Annotated in this window: 16 protein-coding genes; 3 read left to right on the forward strand and 13 right to left on the reverse strand. The window is 65.8% G+C overall.

All coding sequences use genetic code 11. The features are described 5' to 3' along the window. The first annotated feature begins 1 nt into the window (after position 1). Positions 2-1006: a methylmalonyl Co-A mutase-associated GTPase MeaB gene (gene meaB / locus AB0I57_RS08485; protein ID WP_358332488.1), complete on the forward strand. Its 1005-nt coding sequence runs from the start codon at positions 2-4 to the stop codon at positions 1004-1006. 4 nt (positions 1007-1010) lie between these two features. Here the strand turns inward: meaB and AB0I57_RS08490 are convergent, their stop codons facing one another. Continuing rightward, positions 1011-2048 (reverse strand): nucleoside hydrolase, encoded by a 1038-nt coding sequence (locus tag AB0I57_RS08490; protein WP_358332491.1) that lies wholly within the window; start codon positions 2046-2048, stop codon positions 1011-1013. Between the two features lie 187 nt (positions 2049-2235). Here AB0I57_RS08490 and AB0I57_RS08495 point away from each other — a divergent pair, with 187 nt between their 5' ends. Together AB0I57_RS08495 and AB0I57_RS08500 are read left to right on the forward strand one after the other, a co-directional pair. After that, positions 2236-3117, forward strand: coding sequence for an oxidoreductase (locus AB0I57_RS08495; RefSeq protein WP_358332494.1), 882 nt, complete (start codon positions 2236-2238; stop codon positions 3115-3117). Positions 3118-3122: 5 nt separating this feature from the next. Next, positions 3123-3662, forward strand: coding sequence for a VOC family protein (locus AB0I57_RS08500; protein ID WP_358332497.1), 540 nt, complete (start codon positions 3123-3125; stop codon positions 3660-3662). Between the two features lie 85 nt (positions 3663-3747). Here the strand turns inward: AB0I57_RS08500 and AB0I57_RS08505 are convergent, their stop codons facing one another. The 12 genes from AB0I57_RS08505 to AB0I57_RS08560 all read right to left on the reverse strand — a co-directional run bounded on the left by AB0I57_RS08505 (position 3748) and on the right by AB0I57_RS08560 (position 19635). Beyond that, positions 3748-5013: a CoA transferase gene (locus AB0I57_RS08505; RefSeq protein ID WP_358333307.1), complete on the reverse strand. Its 1266-nt coding sequence runs from the start codon at positions 5011-5013 to the stop codon at positions 3748-3750. A gap of 220 nt (positions 5014-5233) precedes the next feature. Then, positions 5234-6322: a hemolysin family protein gene (locus AB0I57_RS08510; RefSeq protein WP_358332500.1), complete on the reverse strand. Its 1089-nt coding sequence runs from the start codon at positions 6320-6322 to the stop codon at positions 5234-5236. Further along, on the reverse strand, positions 6315-7670 hold the full coding sequence (locus AB0I57_RS08515) for a hemolysin family protein (protein WP_358332503.1): 1356 nt from the start codon (positions 7668-7670) through the stop codon (positions 6315-6317). Before AB0I57_RS08515 ends, AB0I57_RS08510 begins: the two co-directional genes overlap by 8 nt. Before the next feature lie 300 nt (positions 7671-7970). Further along, positions 7971-9407, reverse strand: a complete 1437-nt coding sequence (locus tag AB0I57_RS08520) for a GuaB1 family IMP dehydrogenase-related protein (protein ID WP_358332506.1) — start codon at positions 9405-9407, stop codon at positions 7971-7973. 122 nt (positions 9408-9529) lie between these two features. Continuing rightward, on the reverse strand, positions 9530-10909 hold the full coding sequence (locus AB0I57_RS08525) for a DEAD/DEAH box helicase (RefSeq protein ID WP_358332509.1): 1380 nt from the start codon (positions 10907-10909) through the stop codon (positions 9530-9532). Between the two features lie 107 nt (positions 10910-11016). Next, positions 11017-12468, reverse strand: a complete 1452-nt coding sequence (gndA, locus tag AB0I57_RS08530) for an NADP-dependent phosphogluconate dehydrogenase (RefSeq protein ID WP_358332512.1) — start codon at positions 12466-12468, stop codon at positions 11017-11019. Positions 12469-12636: 168 nt separating this feature from the next. Then, positions 12637-14502, reverse strand: coding sequence for a DEAD/DEAH box helicase (locus tag AB0I57_RS08535; RefSeq protein WP_358332515.1), 1866 nt, complete (start codon positions 14500-14502; stop codon positions 12637-12639). A gap of 226 nt (positions 14503-14728) precedes the next feature. Continuing rightward, positions 14729-15682, reverse strand: a complete 954-nt coding sequence (locus AB0I57_RS08540) for a M56 family metallopeptidase (protein WP_358332518.1) — start codon at positions 15680-15682, stop codon at positions 14729-14731. A gap of 26 nt (positions 15683-15708) precedes the next feature. Further along, entirely contained in the window at positions 15709-16122 is a 414-nt protein-coding gene (locus AB0I57_RS08545; protein ID WP_358332521.1) for a BlaI/MecI/CopY family transcriptional regulator, read from the reverse strand. A gap of 77 nt (positions 16123-16199) precedes the next feature. Further along, complete coding sequence (locus AB0I57_RS08550) at positions 16200-17069, reverse strand: ABC transporter ATP-binding protein (RefSeq protein WP_358332524.1); 870 nt, start codon at positions 17067-17069, stop codon at positions 16200-16202. Continuing rightward, a complete protein-coding gene (locus tag AB0I57_RS08555; RefSeq protein ID WP_358332527.1) occupies positions 17066-18172 on the reverse strand; it encodes an iron chelate uptake ABC transporter family permease subunit in 1107 nt (368 codons plus the stop codon). Before AB0I57_RS08555 ends, AB0I57_RS08550 begins: the two co-directional genes overlap by 4 nt. Continuing rightward, positions 18169-19635: an iron ABC transporter permease gene (locus AB0I57_RS08560; protein WP_358332530.1), complete on the reverse strand. Its 1467-nt coding sequence runs from the start codon at positions 19633-19635 to the stop codon at positions 18169-18171. Before AB0I57_RS08560 ends, AB0I57_RS08555 begins: the two co-directional genes overlap by 4 nt. Positions 19636-19696 lie beyond the last annotated feature (61 nt).

Here is a 19696-nt window from a genome sequence, read left to right on the forward strand (position 1 = left end):
CATGGGGCGGCAGCCGGTCGACATCAGTGCCCTCGCCCGGGCCGTGCGCACCAACCAGCGTGCTGGTTTGGCCAAGGCCATTACCCTGATCGAGTCCACACGGACCGATCACCGCGCAGCGGCACAGCAGTTGCTGCTCGAGTTGTTGCCGGAATCGGGGAAGGCGCACCGGGTCGGAATCACCGGAGTTCCCGGAGTCGGGAAGTCGACGTTCATCGATGCGTTGGGGATGTACCTGATCGGCTTGGGGCACAAGGTGGCAGTGCTCGCCGTCGATCCGTCGTCGACCCTCACTGGTGGATCGATTCTGGGCGACAAGACACGGATGGCGCGCCTCGCCCTCGAGAAGGACGCCTACATTCGCCCCTCACCGACATCGGGAACCCTCGGTGGTGTCGCAAAGGCCACTCGCGAGACGATCGTGCTGCTCGAAGCCGCCGGATTCGATGTCATTCTCGTCGAGACGGTTGGCGTCGGGCAGTCGGAAGTCACCGTCGCGAACATGGTGGACTGCTTCTGCTTCCTCACTCTGGCGCGCACGGGCGACCAGTTGCAGGGCATCAAGAAGGGCGTCCTCGAACTCGCCGATATCGTCGCCGTCAACAAGGCGGACGGCAAGCATGAGAGGGAAGCGAGGGGTGCCGCCCGCGAACTGGCGGGAGCTCTGCGATTGATCCATCCGCACGACGCACTCTGGAAGCCGCCTGTCATAACGATGAGCGGGCTGGAAGGAATCGGTCTGGCAGAATTCTGGAACACTGTGCGTAAACACCGTGAAGTGCTCACTGCCGCAGGGCAGTTCGAGGAGAACCGTCGACGCCAGCAAGTCGACTGGTCGTGGACCATGGTGCACGACCAGCTGTTGCGCCGACTCGAGTCCAACCCTAGGGTCCGGGCCATTCGGGGCGAGATCGAAGAGCAGGTGCGGACCGGTTCGCTCACGGCCGCACTGGCCGCCGCCGCAATCATGGACGCCTTCGACGACACCGAAGACGCAGCAGGCTGATCCGCTATCGGGACTCGACGGATTTCGCGAAGCGCCCGACCCGGTCGATGAGATCGTCGAAGAAGGCGTCCGGGTCGGTGCTCACCACGATGTCGACGTTGGGTGCACGATTCCAGTGACCCACCCAGTCCGCGACTGTCGTACCCCTGGTGAGTCGGCCATCCAGTTCGACGTCGACCGTGGCAGGGCGGGTGCGGACCAATCCCGGGTTCAACGCCACCGCCGCGGCGAACGGATCGTGCATGTGCGCGATGAATCCTTGGTCATGGGTGCGGTGGAAGTTCATGTAGAAACGGATCGCGTCGGAGAGGTGCCGGATTACCGGATTCGATGCGCGCGAGCGCACTTCCGGGGTGTCGTCGGGGGAGATGATCTCAGGTGGCGTGCTTCCTGCGGTTTCGCTGAGCCGGCGGACGTGCTCGGGTGTCATTTCGATCGTCTCGGTGACGTCGAGTCCGCACAGGATCGGACGCCGACCCTCCGGCACTCCGGAGAAGGCATTGAACACCTCCTTGGCCGCCTCCGGATCCACCGACACGTTCCATTCTGCCGTGGGCGTGGTGTTGCCAGGGTGGTTGAATGCGCCACCCATCACGACTAGCCGATGCAGCAGGTGCGGCAGTTCCGGTTCGGCTCGGACGGCGTGGGCCAGGTTGGTGAGCGGACCGGTCACCAGACCGGTCAGTTCCCCGGGATGACCGCGGACGGACTCGACCCACAGTGTCGCCGCGTCACGTGCCGACAACTCCCGGCCGGACTCGGGGAGGACGGCGTTGCCGACGCCCTGCGGACCGTGGGTGTCTTCGGTGGTGCGCAGCGTGGCAACGAGCGGGGCCCGGGCGCCCAATGCGACCTCGATGTCGGGGGCGCGGCACACACCCAGCCAGTTCAGGTTGTTCGCCGCCACCTGTTCGGCGGATACGTTCCCCGCAGTGCTGGCGATTCCGAAAATCTCGGCCTCAGGACTGGCCAGCAGGTACAGCAGCGCGAGGGAATCGTCGATGCCGGTGTCGACGTCTACGATCAGTCGCCGCGTACTCATGTGGTAACCGCCAGGGTGTAATCACATATCGTCACAGGGCCATTCTCCACGGGCGGTTGCACGGCAGGGGATGCCGCCGCTCGGCCGCGGATATGCAGGCGCACGCCGTACCGGTCCGCCACTGGCGCGGCAGCAATTCCTGAACGTATGGGCGCCTGTCGCACACCTTCTTCCGTAGGCTGTGGGCATGACCAGATGGGCGGCGGGGGACATCGTCGATCAGCAGGGCCGGACTTTTGTCGTGACCGGCGCGAACAGTGGCCTCGGGGCGGAAGCGACCAAGGCCTTGGTGAGCGCGGGCGCGAATGTGATCCTGGCGTGCCGGAATGTCAAGAAGGGGCTCGCGGTTGCGGTCCCGCTCGGAGAACGCGCCGAGGTACGGCGACTCGATCTCGCAGATCTTGCGTCGGTCCGTGAATTCGCCGAGTCGATCGACTCGATCGACGTGCTGGTGAACAATGCGGGGGTCATGGGGGTGCCGATGCGCCGCACCGTCGATGGGTTCGAGATGCAGATCGGCACAAATCATCTGGGCCACTTCGCGCTGACGGCCATGCTCCTCGGCAAGGTCCGAGACAGGGTCGTAACGATGGCGAGCATCATGCACAAGATCGGCACGATCGATCTTGCCGACCTCAACTGGGAACAACGCCGGTACAGGCGCTGGCCCGCGTACGGGCAGTCGAAACTGGCCAATCTGCTGTTCACATACGAGTTGCACCGCCGGCTCGCGGCCTCGGGTTCGAAGGTGAAGGCGCTGGCGTCGCACCCGGGATACGCGGCGACCAACCTGCAGTCCCACACAGAGACGATCCAGGGCCGGATCCTGTCGCTGGCCAACCCGATCATCGCGCAGCCCGCAAGAATGGGTGCGCTGCCGATGCTCTATGCGGCTACAGTTCCGGACGCTGTCGGCGGCAGCTACCTCGGCCCGTCGTCGATGTTCGAGACCCGCGGCTACCCGAAAGTCGTGGAATCGAACCGGAAGGCGCACGACGAAACCGTTGCGCGACAACTGTGGTCGCTGTCGGAGCAGCTCACTGGTGTCAACTACAACTTCGGAGGATGACCCCGATGGCGATCGAGCGACTCAACCATGCCGTCCTGTACGTGTCCGACCTGCAGCGGAGCCTGGCGTTCTACCGGGATGTGCTCGGGTTCACCGAGCTACCGGGCGGATTTCCCGGTGGGGTGTTCCTGCAGGCGCCGGACTCGGCAAACGACCACGATCTGGGGTTGTTCCAGAGCCCGAATCCGACCAGCGAGGTGACGGCGGGCAATGTGGGCCTCTACCACGTGGCCTGGGAGATCGACACACTCGCGGGTCTGGCCGAGATGCGGGACCGCCTGCTCGCAGCCGATGCGCTGACAGGGGAAAGCAACCACTCCTCGACCAAGGCGGTGTACGGACGCGACCCGGACGGGATCGAGTTCGAGGTGTGCTGGCTGGTGCCCGACGAACTCGTGATCGACGAACTGGTTCCCGCGCAATCGCCCACGCGTTCGCTGGACATCGACGCGGAGATCGCCCGATACGGTGCCGACACCCGAGGCGGGCCGCGCAGCGACCGTCATCTGTGGGAGCGGGTGAGCGCGGCGCGCGCCCGCGGTTGACCGACGCCACGTCGGCGGACCACCGCCCTGGAAGCATCGGCATATCGGCATATCGGCATATCGGCATATCGTCACCGAGCGATGCTCACTCCCATGTGGGTCGGTCTTCGCCCCACGGCCGGGCAGGGAACGGGTAATCGGCATATTCGCCGAGAGCTGGACGGGCACTGAGCAAGTCGCCGTGCTCGACGAGACAGGTGGTGTCGGGAACCGACGCGGAAGCGGGGGCATCGGTGCGGTTTGCAGCGCCGAGCAGGCAGGCGCCGGTGCGGGCGAGGGATACATCGACGGTGCGGGCGAGGCCGTCGCGCCGCCCGGCCAGGAGTGCGTCGACGATCCCGGCCGCGAGTAGATACCCGGTGGCGTGGTCGAGGGCCTGAGCGGGCAGTGCGCCCGGGGTGCCGTCGCGGCCCTCGACGAGCGCAATCCCCGATACTGCCTGCACGATGCTGTCGAAGCCACGCCGCTGAGACCAAGGGCCGCCACACCCCCAGGCGCAAACCCGTGCCGACACCGGGGGTGGCGGGAGTTTCGCGAACACATCGTCGAGGGCTCCCGGCCGGTACCCGGACACCACGACATCGGCATCGGGGATCAGATCGGCGAGGATCGCGCGGCCGTCGGCTGACCGAATGTCGAGCAGGGCGGTGCGCTTGCCCTGGCCGGTATCGCGGTACGTGGTGGCGATCTCCGGGATCGTCGGCGGGTCGATCCGAAGGACCTCGGCACCGAGCAGCGCAAGGGTGCGGGTCGCGACGGGTCCGGCGATCACTCGCGTCAGGTCGAGGACCCTGACTCCGGTGAGCGGACGGTCCGGACTTGCGGAGGCCGGCCCGAACACCGCAGCGTCCGCGTGGGAGGTGGAAGTCACAAGGTCTCCCGAGGCGGCGGCCCGCCCGGCGGGATGGGCCGCCCATTCGGATTCCGACCGAACCCGGGCGGCCACGGCCTGCTCGGCGGTGGCCGCGTCCTCGACGTCCTGAGCGGTCATCGTCGCGACTCGCGTGGCGAGACCGACCCGGTCGGTGTCGCCGGGCAAGCCGAGCGCCGCAAGCAGTCGGCTGCGATGATGTGGATAGTTGGCGTGGGTGCGCACCCATCCATCGGTGGTCACGAAGAACCCCGACAGTTCCGCGAATCTGGGCACCGAAGAGCCGGCTACCCGCAGCATCCGGTCGCTTGCGAACGCGGCGGCGATACGGTCGGGGCGCAAGTGCCACCCTCTGGGAGCCGTTCCGACGGAGTCGAGACAGCGGTCGATCGCCCCCGTGAGCGCCGCGATAGACCCGGCCGCGAGAGCGAACACCGGCAGTCGTGCCGCAAGGTAGTCTCCGGGGTCTACGCAGTCGATCCGGTCGAGGTCCGACCGGACACCTGTCCCTCGGTCGTAGTCGCCCAGCACCCACTCGAACACACCCACAGCAACCTCGCTTCGCCTCGGCGCAATGTCGAACCGAGATTACCTGGGGCACAACAGGCTGCGGCACAGCCCGACAGGGTCTGTGCCGCAGCAGCGCAGCTTGGCAGCTGTTGTCGCACCTAGTGTCCGAGGCGGTCCACGATGCGCGTCGTCAGATCGACCGCTCCCTCGGGTTGATGTCACTGTTGCGGTGGGTACCGTCCCGCACGGTGCCCACGTACTCCTCGACAAGGTCCTCGAGGGCGACTATCCCGACGATTCGGCCTGTTGAATCCGAGGCAGCCCCGAGATGCGAACTCGTGCGGCGCAGACTCGCGAGGGCCTCCGCGAGCGGTGTGGCGGTCGTCATCCGCGGCAGTGGACGAATGCCTGACCGCGGAATCACTGTGTCAGGTCCCGCGTCATCGTCGAGGACGTCGTCGAGTACATCCTTGAGGTGCACGTATCCGACCAGCGAACCGTCCTCGGCACGGACCGGGTAGCGAGAGTATCCGGTCTCGATGACGGCCTCCTCGATGGCGCCGAGCCGTGTACCGCGGGCCGAGAGCGGGACGGTCCGAACCCCTTCCAAGGGGATCATCACCTCGGCGACGGTACGGTCGGTCGATTCGAGGGCCTGGGTGAGCCGCCGGTGCTCCTCCGCGTCGATGAGTCCCTCGGAACGGGATTCGCCGATCATCTCGGACAGTTCGACCGCCGAGACGGTGACCTCGAGTTCAGCCTTCGGTTCGACCCGCAGTGCCCTCAGAATGAGGTTGGCGCACAGGTTGTAGAAGGCGATGACCGGTCGTGCCAGCTTGATGAACACCAGATGCATCGGCACCAGAAGCATCGCCGACCGCTCCGGGCCTGCGAGCGCGATGTTCTTCGGCACCATCTCGCCGAGCAGGATGTGCAGCACGACGATCAGCGACATCGCGATCGTGAACGATATCGCGTGCAGCAAGCTGCTGGGCAGTTCGAACGCGCCGAGGGGGATCTCCAGCAGATCCGCGATGGCCGGTTCGGCCACCTTGCCGAGCAGAATCGAGCAGATGGTGATGCCCAACTGTGCGGCGGCCAGCATCAACGAAAGATCCTCACCGGCAGTGATCACTGTACGGGCGCGCTTCTTGCCCTGCGCCTCTAGTGCTTCGAGCCGGTCGCGCCGCGCCGAGATCAACGCGAATTCGGCGCAGACGAAGAAGGCGTTTCCGGCGAGTAGGACGAAGGTGAGCAGCATTCCGAGCAGGTCAGCCATTGTCACCCTCCTCCCGGTCGGTGTTGCCGCGAACCGGTGTGAGCAGCACTCGGTCGATACGTCGGCCATCCATGTGGGTCACTGCGGCCGTCCACCGGTCACCGTGCGCGGTGTCGGCTGTCGGTAGTTCGACCACGTCGCCATCTCGGGGGATACGTCCGAGATGGGTGAGTACCAGCCCGCCGAGCGTCTCGTACTCACCTTCGGGTGCCGTATACCCGGTGGTTTCGGAGACCTCGTCGACGCGGAGCAGGCCCGAGCACGACCAGCCGTCGCCGATCCGTTGGACGTCGATCTGTGGTTCGTCGTGTTCGTCCCGCACGTCTCCGACAATTTCTTCGATCAGATCCTCCATCGTGACCAGTCCAGCGGTGCCACCGTATTCGTCGACGACGAAGGCGACCTGCATCCCATCGGACCGGATCCGCTCCATCACGGCGTCACCGTCCAGGCTCGACGGAACGACGGGGACCTTCTGTGCGAGCGAACTGAGTCGGGTGGTGCGGCGACGTGCGGCGGGTACCGCGAACGCGTGCTTGATGTGTACGACGCCGACGGAGTCGTCGAGGTCGCCGTCGATGACCGGGAATCGGGAGAAGCCGGTGCGAGCGGCGGTGTCGATCAGGTCGGCCACTGTGTCAGAGGTGGCCAGTGCCTCGATCTTCACCCGAGGCGTCATCAGTTCCTCCGCGGTGCGTTCACCGAAGCGGAGGGACCGATTCACGAGCAGCGCCGTTCCCTTGTCGATTACGCCGCGCTGCGCGGACGTCCGGACAAGTGAACCGAGTTCCTGCGGTGACCGCGCCGACCGCAGCTCCTCGGCAGGCTCGATACCCAGGCGCCTGACCAGCCAGTTGGCGGCGCCGTTGAGCCCGTTGATGGCCCATTTGAAAATGAGCGAGAAGCCGGCCTGGAGTCCGGCCGACGCACGCGCTGTGGGGAGCGGGTGAGCGATGGCGAGGTTCTTGGGAACGAGTTCACCGAAGATCATCGAGAACGAGGTTGCGATAACGAGGGCGATCACCAACGACGTTGCTGCGGCAATGGATTCACTCAATCCGATTGCATCCAAGATCGGCCTGATGAACCGTGCCAGAACAGGTTCGGCCAGATAGCCGGTGATCAGCGTGGTGATCGTGATTCCGAGTTGTGCTCCCGACAGCTGAAACGACAGCGTTCGGTGGGCGTGCCGAACCTGGCGGGAGCGGAGGTCACCGTCGCGGGCGTGCGCTTCGACGGTACTGCGTTCGAGGGCGGTAAGCGAGAATTCGGCCGCGACGAACACCGCGGTACCTGCGGTGAGGGCGAGGAAGCCGAGTAGTGCGAGGAGGCTCAGCGCGATGTCCATACGTTATCGCCGCCGAGCCGGGATTAAAGGGGCGCCGGGTTTGTCACCCGGCTCGGTAGAGGAATCCTCGGAGGAACCGCCGGACGAGGTCTCGGAGCCGGCGGAATCACAGTCCGATCCGGCCGATGCGTCGACAGGTGGGACGTTTGTTACGTATGTGGGTGCCGCGGGCACCGGAGTCCTCTCGTTCTGACTCGGCGACCGGATTCCTCCGGTCGCCGAGAAGTGATGGGGTTTGGCGCTTAATGATACCCCGGTAGGGGTCCGATTCCGGAGAACCGGACCCCCTTATGCGGAATGTCACCAACCGGCGGGAAGGGGGCGTCCCTCCGCGAATCCGGCAGCGGACTGGACGCCGAGAACCGCCTTGTCGTGCAGTTCCCCCAGGGTTCGCGCGCCGGCGTAGGTGCACGTGCTGCGCACGCCCGAACAGATGTGATCGAGGAGGTCCTCGACTCCAGGGCGTTCCGGGTCCAGACGCATCCGCGAGCTCGAAATGCCCTCTTCGAAAAGCCCTTTCCTTGCTCGGTCGAAGGCGGTATCGGTGGCGGTCCTGGCCGCCACCGCACGCTTGGAGGCCATGCCGAAGCTCTCTTTGTAGGCATTGCCTTCCCGGTCGACCCGAAGGTCGCCGGGGGACTCGTAGGTGCCTGCGAACCAGGACCCGATCATCACATTCGATGCACCTGCGGCAAGGGCCAGAGCCACGTCGCGCGGGTGACGCACACCTCCGTCGGCCCACACGTGCTTACCCATTGCGCGCGCTTGTGTGGCGCATTCCTCGACTGCCGAGAATTGTGGCCTACCAACCCCGGTCATCATGCGTGTGGTGCACATCGCGCCCGGACCGACACCCACCTTCACGATGTCCGCGCCCGCATCGATCAGGTCGCGGGTTCCGGCGGCCGAGACGACGTTGCCTGCTACCAGAGGAACTCCGAGTTCGGCCTTCTTGAGGGCTCCCAGAGCGTCGATCATCCTCTGTTGGTGGCCATGTGCGGTGTCGACGACCAGCAGGTCGGCGCCGGCTTCGACCAGGGCGCGTGCTTTTGCGGCGACATCGCCGTTGATGCCGACAGCCGCGGCCAGGCTCAACCGTCCGCTGTCGTCGACGGCGGGTCGGTAGATTCCGGCCCGGATGGCACCCGTGCGGGTGAGCACCCCGGCCAGAGTGCCGTCGGGATTGACGATCACCGCGAGCCTGTCGTGCTTGCCCTCGAGGAGTTCGAAGACCTCACGGGGAGAGGCGGAGACCGGGGCGGTGGCGAAATCGGTCAATGCCACGGTCCGCAGCCGCGCGAACCGGTCGACGTCCGTGCAGGAGGATTCGGTGACGATACCGACGGGCCGATCGTTCTCGACTATCACTACCGCGCCGTGCGCGCGTTTGTGCATCAAGGCCAGGGCGTCGGATACGGCGGCATCGGGGTCCAGCGTGACCGGTGTGTCCACGACGAGATGCCTGCTCTTCACGAAGGACACGGTCTCCGCCACGGCGGACGCCGGGAGGTCTTGGGGGAGGATCACCAGACCCCCGCGACGCGCCACTGTTTCCGCCATGCGCCTTCCGGCGACAGCGGTCATGTTGGCGACGACAATCGGGATGGTGGTACGTGACCCGTCGGATGTGGACAGGTCGACGTCGAAACGTGAGGCGACCTCGGTGCGGTTCGGCACCAGGAACACGTCGTCGTACGTCAGGTCATAGGGAGGGCGATGCCCGTCGAGGAACTGCACGTGTCAGCACGATACCGTGGATACGGCGACAGTGCCTCGTTCCGGTGCGCTCCGCACCCTCTGCGGACCCATCGGGGTTGACATCAGGGCACCCGATGAGGGCGAACGGTAGGCACGCGCCGCTAGCGCGTACCGCCATTGCGGTGCCCGCGCGGATTCGACGCCGATCCAGGACCGTGTCTGCGTCGCGCACCCTCGTTCCGGGCTCTGCCGCGACGGGTGGGGCGCCCTTTCGGGTCGTGTGCACGCCTGTTCGTTTTCGAAGTGGCCTGTGGAGTCGCCCCGGTGCCGATGGCGGGAACGGGCCTTCCCGACGGGCGGCGAGCGCCGGTGATTTCGGTCAACACTGCGTCGCCGGGGTGGACAGGTTCGGTCTGTACCGCGATGCCGATGTTGCGGGTCAACTTCTCGACCTCGGGGCGCTGTTCCTCGGTTACGAGGGTTACCACGACGCCCGCTTCACCCGCTCTGGCGGTCCGTCCGGCGCGGTGGAGATAGTTCTTGGATTCGGCTGGTGGGTCTACGTGAACGACGAGCGAGATGTCGTCGATGTGAATGCCGCGGGCGGCCACATCGGTGGACACCAGCACGGGGGTGGTCCCGTTGGCAAACGACTCGAGGGCGCGAATGCGATGATTCTGCGACTTCCCACTGTGCAGCGCCGCGGCGGCGATGCCGAGATCACGCAACTGGTTCGCCAGACGATCGACCCCGTACTTGGTGCGTACGAACATGATTGTGCGCCCCTGACGCGAGCCGATATGTGCCACAACGGATCTCTTCTCGGACTCGTTGACGAGCAGGAGGTGGTGCCGCATCGCCGTCACGGTAGTCTCGGCGTGGTCTGCCGAATACGCGATCGGATCACACAAGTACTTCTCGACCAGGGTATCGACCTCGCCGTCGAGGGTGGCCGAGAACAGAAGTCGCTGACCTTCCGGAGTCTTGTCGAGAATCTGTGTGACCTGTGGCACGAACCCCATCTCGGCCATGTGGTCGGCCTCGTCGAGCGCGGTGACGACGACGTCGTCCAGAAAGACCGTCCCCTGCGCCAGGTGATCGGAGAGACGGCCAGGAGTGGCAACCAGCAGATCGACTCCGCGGGAGAGCGTTTCGACCTGGCGCCTGATCGGAACTCCGCCCACGACGGCGGCGGTCCGCAGTCCCAGCGAGAGCGCGGGCTCGTCGAGAGCCTGCTCGATCTGCAATGCCAGTTCACGAGTGGGAACGAGAACGAGTCCGCGGGGGAAGCCGCGCCGACTCGCCGCACCCCTCAGCCGTACCAACATCGGCAGACCGAACGCGAGTGTCTTCCCAGATCCTGTCGGCGCCCTGCCCAGGACGTCCTTTCCGGCCAACGCGTCCGGGATGGTCGCGACCTGAATGGGAAACGGGGTAGTGATGCCACCACGACCGAGGGCGTGAGTCATCACGGCGGGGAGACCGAGGCCGAGGAACGTCTCACCCACCGGAGCCGGCGGGGAAGTCTTGGGTTCGGACATTGCGTTGAAGGCTACCGTCTGCGCGGAGCCCACCCGGTCGGCCGTGACGCGAACGGTCCGCGTCACGGCCGAGGCGCGATGTTCCGGAAGCCGGCGACTGGCGGGGTTCAGGCCCGAACCTCGCTACGGTCACCGCTCCACAGAGTGTGGAACTTGCCCTCCGCATCGACCCGTTCGTACGTGTGGGCGCCGAAGAAGTCGCGCTGTCCTTGTGTCAGTGCCGCGGGCAGTCGCTCGGCTCGAAGCGCGTCGTAGTACGACAGCGACGATGCGAACGACGGCACCGGGATGCCCAGCAGAGTGGCCGTGGACACCACACGGCGCCAACTGTCGATGGCCGTCTCGATGGCATCCCGGAAATACGGCGCCAGGACGAGGCTGGGCAGCTTCGGGTTCTCGTCGTAGGCCTCTTTGATGCGGTTGAGGAAGCGCGCCCGGATGATGCAGCCACCACGCCAGATCGTGGCCAGGTCGGCCGGACGTAGATCCCAGTCGTACTCGGCGCTACCGGCCGCGATCTGGTCGAATCCCTGCGCGTAGGCCACGACCTTCGACGCGTACAGCGCCTGACGGATGTCCTCGGTGAACTGCTCGGCGTCTGTCGGCTTGTCCGCGAGCCGACCGGGCGCCAGGCCGACCGCGGCCTTGCGCTGCTCACGCGAACCGGACAGGGCGCGGGCGAACACGGCCTCCGCGATGCCGGTGACCGGGACTCCGAGGTCGAGCGCGGACTTGACGGTCCAGCGACCCGTGCCCTTCTGCTCGGCGGCGTCGACGATCACGTCGACCAGCGCCTTGCCGGTCTTTGCGTCCTTCTGCTTCAGAACCTCCGCGGTGATCTCGACGAGGTAGCTCTCCAGGTCGCCCGAATTCCACTCGGTGAACACCTCGGCGATCTTGTCGGCGTCGTAGCCGAGAGCGTCCCGGAAAAGGTGGTACGCCTCGCCGATCAACTGCATGTCGGCGTACTCGATCCCGTTGTGGACCATCTTCACGAAGTGCCCGGAACCGTCGGGGCCGATGTGTGTGCAGCAGGGGGTGCCGTCGACTTGCGCGGCGATCGACTCGAGCAGGGGACCGAGGGCCTCGTAGGACTCCTTCGGTCCCCCCGGCATGATCGATGGACCGTTCAGTGCGCCCTCCTCACCTCCGGAGATGCCGGCCCCGACGAAGTGCAGACCTCGATCGCGGAGTGAAGCCTCACGACGGATCGTGTCCGTGTACAGGGCATTGCCGCCGTCAATGATGATGTCGCCAGGCTCCATGGCGGCGGCGAGTTCCTCGATGACGGCGTCGGTGGGATCGCCGGCCTTGACCATGATCAGCACGCGTCGCGGCTTCTGCAGCGCCCCGACGAAATCCTCGATGGTTTCGGTACGCACGAAGTCGCCCTCGCTGCCGTGATCGGCGATGAGGGCATCGGTCTTCGCAATGCTCCGGTTGTGCAGAGCGACCGTGTGACCGTGCCGGGCGAGGTTACGAGCAATGTTCGAGCCCATGACGGCCAGTCCGGTGACGCCGATCTGAGCACGGGCACCCTCAGTTTTGTCGATAGTCATGAATACAGCATTCCTTCTCGTTCGGCGGGGCGCGAAATCGGCGGGTGGATGGACCTCCCGCAAGGCTATCGGCAGGATCGACGGGGTGCCGCGCCGAACCCACCGGGCACCGCACCGAGCGATGGCCGGGCCAGGTCTGGCTACATCAGGTTGTGGCGATCACCGAGATCAGCTGCGACGCTCACGCGCCGGGCCGTCGAAACCGTCGTACGAACGCCGTCCTGCGCGGCTGCGGAACCCGCCACTCTTGGAGGTGGGTTGCCGATCGGGCGTAGCCGCAGGGCGACGGCTATCCGGGCGGTCGTCGCTGCGGAAGCGCTTGCCCCCTCCGCGGTTGTCGCCGAAGTCTCGACGGGGAGCGCCGCGGTCGAAGCTGCGCTCTCCGGCAACTCGGTGGCTGTCCCCGCGATCACCGTAGTCACGGCGCTGCGCCCGGTCACGCGTCGGCCGACCGTCTCGGTCCCCAAAGTTGCCACTGCTGCGCTGGGGACGATCCCCACGGTGGCCGGCAGGCCGGTTGTCGGACTGGTAGCGGCGGGCTCCGCGGCCCTCGGAACCGCGGCTCTCGAAGCGGTTGCCCGATGAACGGTCGCCATACGTGCGACCTTCGTAGGTGCGGTCACCCGCATCACGACGGGATCCGCGATTGTCGGAATTGCGGTTTCCGCTGACGCCGTCCCGGCTGCCGTATCCGCCTTCGCGGCGGGGTTGGCGGTCCCCGAACTTGCGGTCGCCTCGACGGTCGCTGCGGAAGTAGTTGTCGCGCAGCGGTTGCCCACTGGGTGCCTGCGCGCCGGTAATGGTGGCCAAGACCTCCGAACCGGGGGCGACTGGCACCGCGGTAGCGGCGACGCCGGCCATCCCGGTCAGGCGCCTGAATGTGCGCTTCTGGTTCGGCAGCACGATCGCGACGACGGTGCCCTTCTCTCCTGCCCGCGCAGTGCGTCCCGCGCGGTGGAGGTAGTCCTTGTGGTCAGCGGGCGGATCGACATGCACAACGAGGTCGATTCCGTCGACATGGATACCGCGCGCGGCGACATCCGTCGCAACGAGCACGGGGGTGCGGCCGTTCTTGAATCGTTCCAGGACTCGGGTTCGCTGGTTCTGAGCCTTGCCTCCGTGCAGCGCCTCGGCGGCAACGCCAACCGCGCGCAGGCGGTCGGTGATTCCCTCGCAACCGAGTTTGGTCCGGGCGAACATGATGGTGCGACCACCCTTGCGGGCGCCGATTTCGGCCAGGACGTTGTCCTTCTGGCCTCGCTCGACCAGCAGCACGTAGTGCTCCATCGTATCGACGCTTGCACGACCGTCCTCCGTCGAGTGCTGAACATGGTCGGGCAGGAACTGCCGGACCAGGGACTGTACCTCGCGGCCCAGGGTGGCAGAGAACAACAGACGCTGTCCGTCGGACGGCGTCTCGCCGAGGATCGACCGCACCTCTGGAAGGAAGCCCATGTCAGCCATTTGATCGGCCTCGTCGAGGGCCGTGATTTCGATCGAGTCGAGGACGCAAGTGCCCTGGCGGAGGTGATCGCCTAGACGGCCCGGGGTGGCGACGAGAATGTCGACGCCACGCCGCAACTGGTCCACCTGCCTGCTGAACGGGGTTCCGCCAACGGCGGGGCGGACATTCAGTCCGAGTACACCCGCATAAGACGCGAGGGAATCGACCACCTGAAAGGCGAGTTCACGGGTCGGCACGAGCACCAGTGCACGGGGACGTTTGGGGGCGGGCCGGTCTTCATGGTGCGCGAGGCGGGCGAGCATCGGCAGACCGAAGGCCAGGGTTTTGCCCGATCCGGTCTGGGCCCGGCCGAGAACGTTGGTGCCGGACAACGCATCCGGAACGGACTGCGCCTGAATAGGCGACGGGGTGGTGATGGAGTTGCGGGCGAGGGCCTGCACCAGGGGTGCGGGCAGGCCGATCTCGGCAAACGTCACGATTGCGGCATCAGCTTCGGTGACATTCCGATCAAGGGTTGGGGTGTCGGCCTTCACTTGTGGGGAAGACGTCGTCTGGACAGCGTTGGTCACGCAGATACCTCTCCGGACATAGGGGCGCGTCGCGGAGCGGGGGCTGCCGGGCAGCACGCACAAAGGGACGAGCCAGGGCACATGTCACCTGGTCAATCCATTCGCGCAAGTGCGGGGAATTGGGCTGTGTGCCGATTCAGTGTTGACGGGCCGCGGGAACGACCATCGAAGAGTGTACGGGACCGGAGGGTCAGTGATCGAATCGGTTGAACTGGGACGTGAGTGACTAGGCCGCCTGGAACAGCCGACTCAGTTCAGTGAGCCAGGGAACCGCGACGGCTATGGTCGGAACGACGAGAATGGCGAGAGAAGCCGCGTATGCGGCCAGAGCGACGGGCATTCGCGCTTCCGAAGAGGCAAGACGCTGGACCCTCAACAGCGTGTCGGGGCCTCCCGCAGCCATCGCACCTTGCGGCGCGTGCGAAGCCGAACAGGCAACAAGTGCCCGAGCGAGCGCAGTCGGCCCAGCAGCGCGGACAGCGGAATCATCGGCCAGCATCTCGATGAGCAACTGAACCGACCCGAGCGCCGACTTGCTACGAACCACTTTCGGGAAGGCGGCGTTGACTGCCGTGAAGGCCTCGAGCACAAGGTCGTGGCGTGCACGCAGATGTGCGCGTTCGTGGCTGAGGATCGCCGTGATCTCGGCGTCGTCGAGCGTGGCGAACGTTCCCTGACTCAACACCACCCGCTGGCGTAGGCCCGGCAGGCAGTAGGCGATCGGCTCGGTGACGTCCAGGACCCTCAGGTCCGGTACGCGGGCGATCATGGACGGTTCGGGACAACGATCGAGGAGGTCGACGAGCATGCGGTGCCGGGAGCGTCGTCGTCGCGTTCGAACACCGACCTGTATGACGGCGAAGATCAGTTTCGCACCGACCACGAGCGTGAGAGTGAGGACCACCATGTAGAGGATCCACAGGGGTAAGCCGAGAGCGTCGATTTCCGCGGTCGGTGAAGTAGTCGGGCGGCCGTCCGGGCCGGGGACGAGGAGTTGGCTGGCGATCGCGAGCCCCGACCCGAAGGCGGACAGCACGGCGGCCAAGGCGATTGCCTGCCATAACACGAGTGCGGCGCGAGGCGCTCGGTACGGCCATCGGGCACGACTCAGCAGCGCAGGAACGGGTCCTGCGAGCAGGAGTGCTAGTACTCCGAATACCAGTGCGGCGGTGGCGTGCATGTCCTAATCATGATGCACGACGATTGTCAGACCGCGCGAGCGGTTCCCGACTGATCGTCGCTGGCGGATCGTTCCTTGGCCTCGAGTGCCGCGAGGGCCTCGCGAAGTGCGTCGGCTTCGTCTGCACCGACCTGTCCCACGAAGTGAACGAGCGCGGCGGCGCGGCTGCCCGACTTGTCGGCCTGTTGCAGCGCGTCCACCATGAGGCTTGCGACGAGTTCTTCACGTTGGTGTACCGGCAGATATCGGTGTGCACGATCGTCGCGCTGCTGAATGACGAGGTGCTTCTTGGCCAGTCGCTGCAGCACCGTCATGACGGTTGTGTACGCGAGGTCGCGTCGTGTAGCCAGTTCCTCATGCACCTGTCGCACTGTCTGCGGTTCGGACGTTGACCAGAGATGTTCCATCACCGCGCGTTCGAGTTCCCCGAGACCAGCCATATTCCGATTCTACGGTTAGCAATCCTGAATACGCGCTACAGGGCGTAGTAAACGCTTGGTACGGCATGTGGTAAGGGTCATATTTTCGGCGGAGCGGACGATGTCCGGGTTCGGGTTGCGTCGACTGGCCCGCCCGTCGCCCCGTACACGTGCCGGGTCCCGATCGGTACCACCAGCGGACGATCGGATACCGGGTCCGCGATCACCGCAGCCTCGAGGCCGAATACCTCCAAGAGGAGTTCGGTGGAGATGACGTCCTTCGGTGTACCTGCCGCGACGATCTTGCCGTCCCGCATGACGATCAACCGGTCGCTGTAGCGGATCGCGAGGTTGAGATCGTGGAGCACCATCACCACGGTGCGCCCCATCTCCTCGTGCATTCGGTCCACGAGATCGAGAACCTCGACCGAGTGGGCCAGGTCCAAGTAGGTCGTCGGCTCGTCGAGCAGAAGGATGTCGGTTCCCTGCGCAAGCGCCATCGAGATCCAGGCGCGTTGACGCTGACCGCCGGACAGTTGGTCGACCGGGCGATCCGCGAGATCGGACACACCGGTCAGAGCGAGCGCCTCGGCAACCTCGTCCTCGTCGTCCGACGACCACTGTCGGATCCACGACTGATGCGGATGCCGGCCGCGGGCTACCAGGTCGGCAACCGTCAAACCCTCAGGGGCGAGAGGCGCCTGGGGGAGCATGCCGAGGGTGCGGGCGACATCCTTGGTGCGCATCGACCCGATCGCCTTGCCGTCGAGCAGCACCGAACCGCTTCTCGGTTTCAAGAGTCTGCTCATCGCACGGAGCAGGGTGGACTTGCCGCACCCGTTGGGCCCGATCACGGTGGTGATCACACCTGTATCAACCTGGAGATCGAGGTTGTCGACGATGATGCGGTCGCCGTATCCGAGGCTCAATCCTTCGGCGATCAGTCGAGCGTCAGGCTGCGCGGTCATGCCGAGACCTTCCGATTGTTGCGAACCAGCAAGTACATCAGGAACGGGCCGCCGAGGGCTGAGGTGACGATGCCGACCGGAAGTTCGACCGGCAGGACCGTACGCGCCACCACGTCGCTGCCCACGACGAGCACGGCACCCGTCAGTGCCGACGCGATGAGCGGCGGTCCTGCGGCGCGAACCAGCCTGAGGGCGACCTGGGGTGCTGCGAGCGCTACGAAGCCGATCGGGCCGGCCGCCGCAGTCGCCACGCCGGCCAGGGTTATGGCGGTCAACAACAGACGCGCCTGAGACCACTGCAGTCGCACACCCAGTGACACGGCATTGTCGTCGCCGAGTCGGAGTGCACCCATCGTGAAGGAGGAGACGACCGCGAAACCACCGATCAGTACGACGGCAACCATCACGGGCCACACCTGGCTCCACGACGCACCGTTGAGGGAACCGTTCAGCCAGATCTGGGCGCGGGAGGCGTCGTTGATGTCGGCCGAGATGAGCAACCACCCGGTGACGGCGATCAGCATGGCGTTGATCCCGATGCCGATCAGGATCAACCGGTAGCCCTCCAGACCGCCACGCCACGCCAGCATGTAGATGACCGCGGCGGTCAGCAGCGCACCGAACAGCGCGGCCAGGGGGATGCCCAAGGTTGCGAGAAGACCGACGAAGGACCCGCCGCCGCCGAGCACGATCAGTGCTACTGCTGCGGCGCTCGCCCCTGACGTGATGCCCAGGATGTCGGGGCTCGCCAACGCGTTACGGGCGATCGACTGCGTGATGGCACCGGCCAGTCCCAGCGCCATGCCGATGAATGCACCGGCCAGCGCCCGGGGTAGGCGAAGATCCATGACGATGAAGTTCTGGGCACTGGAACCGCCACCGAGCAGCACCCTTGTGACCTCGGGGATGGACATCGGGAAGTCCCCGCGACCGATGTTCAGACAGAGCACGAGGAACAGCGTCACCAGCAGCGCAACGTTCACCGCAAGAGCGAGAGGCCGAAGAACGAGCGAGATGGCGCCGAGTCGGAACGGCGGACGTGCCGGGACCCGGGGCACCGCCGCTGTGCCGACGTCGTCGTGTAGTTCCTCCCTCACACTCACAGCTTCACCAGCTTCCTGCGCCGAACCAGCGCAATGAAGAACGGTGCGCCGAACAGGGCCAGCACGATGCCTACCTGCAGCTCACCGGGCCTGACGACCACGCGGCCGACAACGTCCGCTGCAACGAGCATGATCCCACCGAGCAGACCCGCGTAGGGGACGAGCCAGCGGTAGTCGGGTCCGGTGATGGCCCGCGCCACGTGGGGGACCACCAGCCCGATGAACGCGATCGGCCCGCAGGCCGCGGTGGCCGCACCGATCAGGAGCGTGATGGCGAGGATTCCCAAGGCTCTACTGGCCCCGATGTTGGTGCCCAGCGACCTTGCCACGTCCTCACCAAGGCTGAGGACGTTCAGTCCGGGTGTGCTGACCAACGCGAGGATCAACCCGACGATCAGGAAGGGCAACACCTGCCACAGCACGTCGAATCCACGTCCGGCCACCGAACCGACCACCCAGAATCGGTAGGCGTCCAAGCTGGCCTGGTCGAGGATGATGACTGCATTCGTCATCGCCTGCAGGAAGAACGCCACGGCGGCACCGGCCAGCGCCAGACTCAGCGGACTGGCGCCACCGTTGCCGATCGACGACAGCCCGAACACGATCATGCTCGCAGCGAACGCCCCGGCGAATGCGAACCACAGGTAGTCGCTGGGCGCGGTGAAGCCGAACAGGTACATCGACAGCACGGCAAAGAAGGCCGCGCCGGCGCTCAGGCCGAGCAGTCCCGCATCGGCGAGCGGATTGCGGGTGTGGCCCTGGATCAAGGCTCCGGCCACCCCCAACGAGATTCCCACGATGAGTCCCAGCGCGGTGCGCGGAGCGCGGAGAGTGTGCACGATTATGTCGGCTTGGGACCCATCCGCGTTGAAAAGAGCGTGAAAGATCTCCGCGAACGACAGCGGACGCGCCCCGATCGCGACGCTCGCGAGCAGAACCAGAACCAGCAGAACCAGCAGGACCGCCAGGCCCGCGACCTTGCGGCGTCGAATCGTCGCAACCGATACGTCCTTCGCGACGACGTTGAATCCCTCATGCTTCGCTGTGCTCTCCCGGACAACCTCGGTTCCGGAACGCCGGAACACCCGTTCCAGTGCACGCCTGGGTCCGATCGCATCGTGTGTGTGGGTGTCGCGGGTGACGAGGCCGATCCAGCCCTTGCCCGAACTTTGCCCTGTGTTGCCTTCGCGGAAGCCTTGGTTCCACACCGCGAGGGACACCGCTATCGCGACGGCGGCACAGCCGAAGACGATGCGGTCGGCCTGCCCGCCGCCGTTGGCCTCACTCAGAGCATTGACGGTGTACCAGCCGAGAACGAGGGGGATTGCCACGATCCCGAGGTCGAGTGCAGCCGCGAGTGCGCGAAGATGTAGCGGCGCGGAACCGTGTGGAACGTCGCTCCTTCCGTACGGTTCGTCGGTCGGCAGGTGCGGGATGTCGCTGCCGAACTGTCTCGTCGTCACTGGTGCAAGAGCTCCTGACATGTCTGCCCGTAGACCGAGCTGGCGCCGATGTACTCACTTA

It is taken from the genome of Rhodococcus sp. NPDC049939, from assembly GCF_040656415.1.
Classification (GTDB): domain Bacteria; phylum Actinomycetota; class Actinomycetes; order Mycobacteriales; family Mycobacteriaceae; genus Rhodococcus_F.

Bases quoted from the DNA above. Each gene is read 5' to 3' on its own strand.
- gndA (WP_358332512.1), bottom strand. From the start codon at position 12,468: ATGACTATCGACAAAACTGAGGGTGCCCGTGCTCAGATCGGCGTCACC.
- AB0I57_RS08525 (WP_358332509.1), bottom strand. From the start codon at position 10,909: ATGTCCGAACCCAAGACTTCCCCGCCGGCTCCGGTGGGTGAGACGTTC.
- AB0I57_RS08495 (WP_358332494.1), top strand. From the start codon at position 2,236: ATGACCAGATGGGCGGCGGGGGACATCGTCGATCAGCAGGGCCGGACT.
- AB0I57_RS08500 (WP_358332497.1), top strand. From the start codon at position 3,123: ATGGCGATCGAGCGACTCAACCATGCCGTCCTGTACGTGTCCGACCTG.
- AB0I57_RS08515 (WP_358332503.1), bottom strand. From the start codon at position 7,670: ATGGACATCGCGCTGAGCCTCCTCGCACTACTCGGCTTCCTCGCCCTC.
- meaB (WP_358332488.1), top strand. From the start codon at position 2: ATGGGGCGGCAGCCGGTCGACATCAGTGCCCTCGCCCGGGCCGTGCGC.
- AB0I57_RS08540 (WP_358332518.1), bottom strand. From the start codon at position 15,682: ATGCACGCCACCGCCGCACTGGTATTCGGAGTACTAGCACTCCTGCTC.
- AB0I57_RS08545 (WP_358332521.1), bottom strand. From the start codon at position 16,122: ATGGCTGGTCTCGGGGAACTCGAACGCGCGGTGATGGAACATCTCTGG.
- AB0I57_RS08490 (WP_358332491.1), bottom strand. From the start codon at position 2,048: ATGAGTACGCGGCGACTGATCGTAGACGTCGACACCGGCATCGACGAT.
- AB0I57_RS08510 (WP_358332500.1), bottom strand. From the start codon at position 6,322: ATGGCTGACCTGCTCGGAATGCTGCTCACCTTCGTCCTACTCGCCGGA.
- AB0I57_RS08550 (WP_358332524.1), bottom strand. From the start codon at position 17,069: ATGACCGCGCAGCCTGACGCTCGACTGATCGCCGAAGGATTGAGCCTC.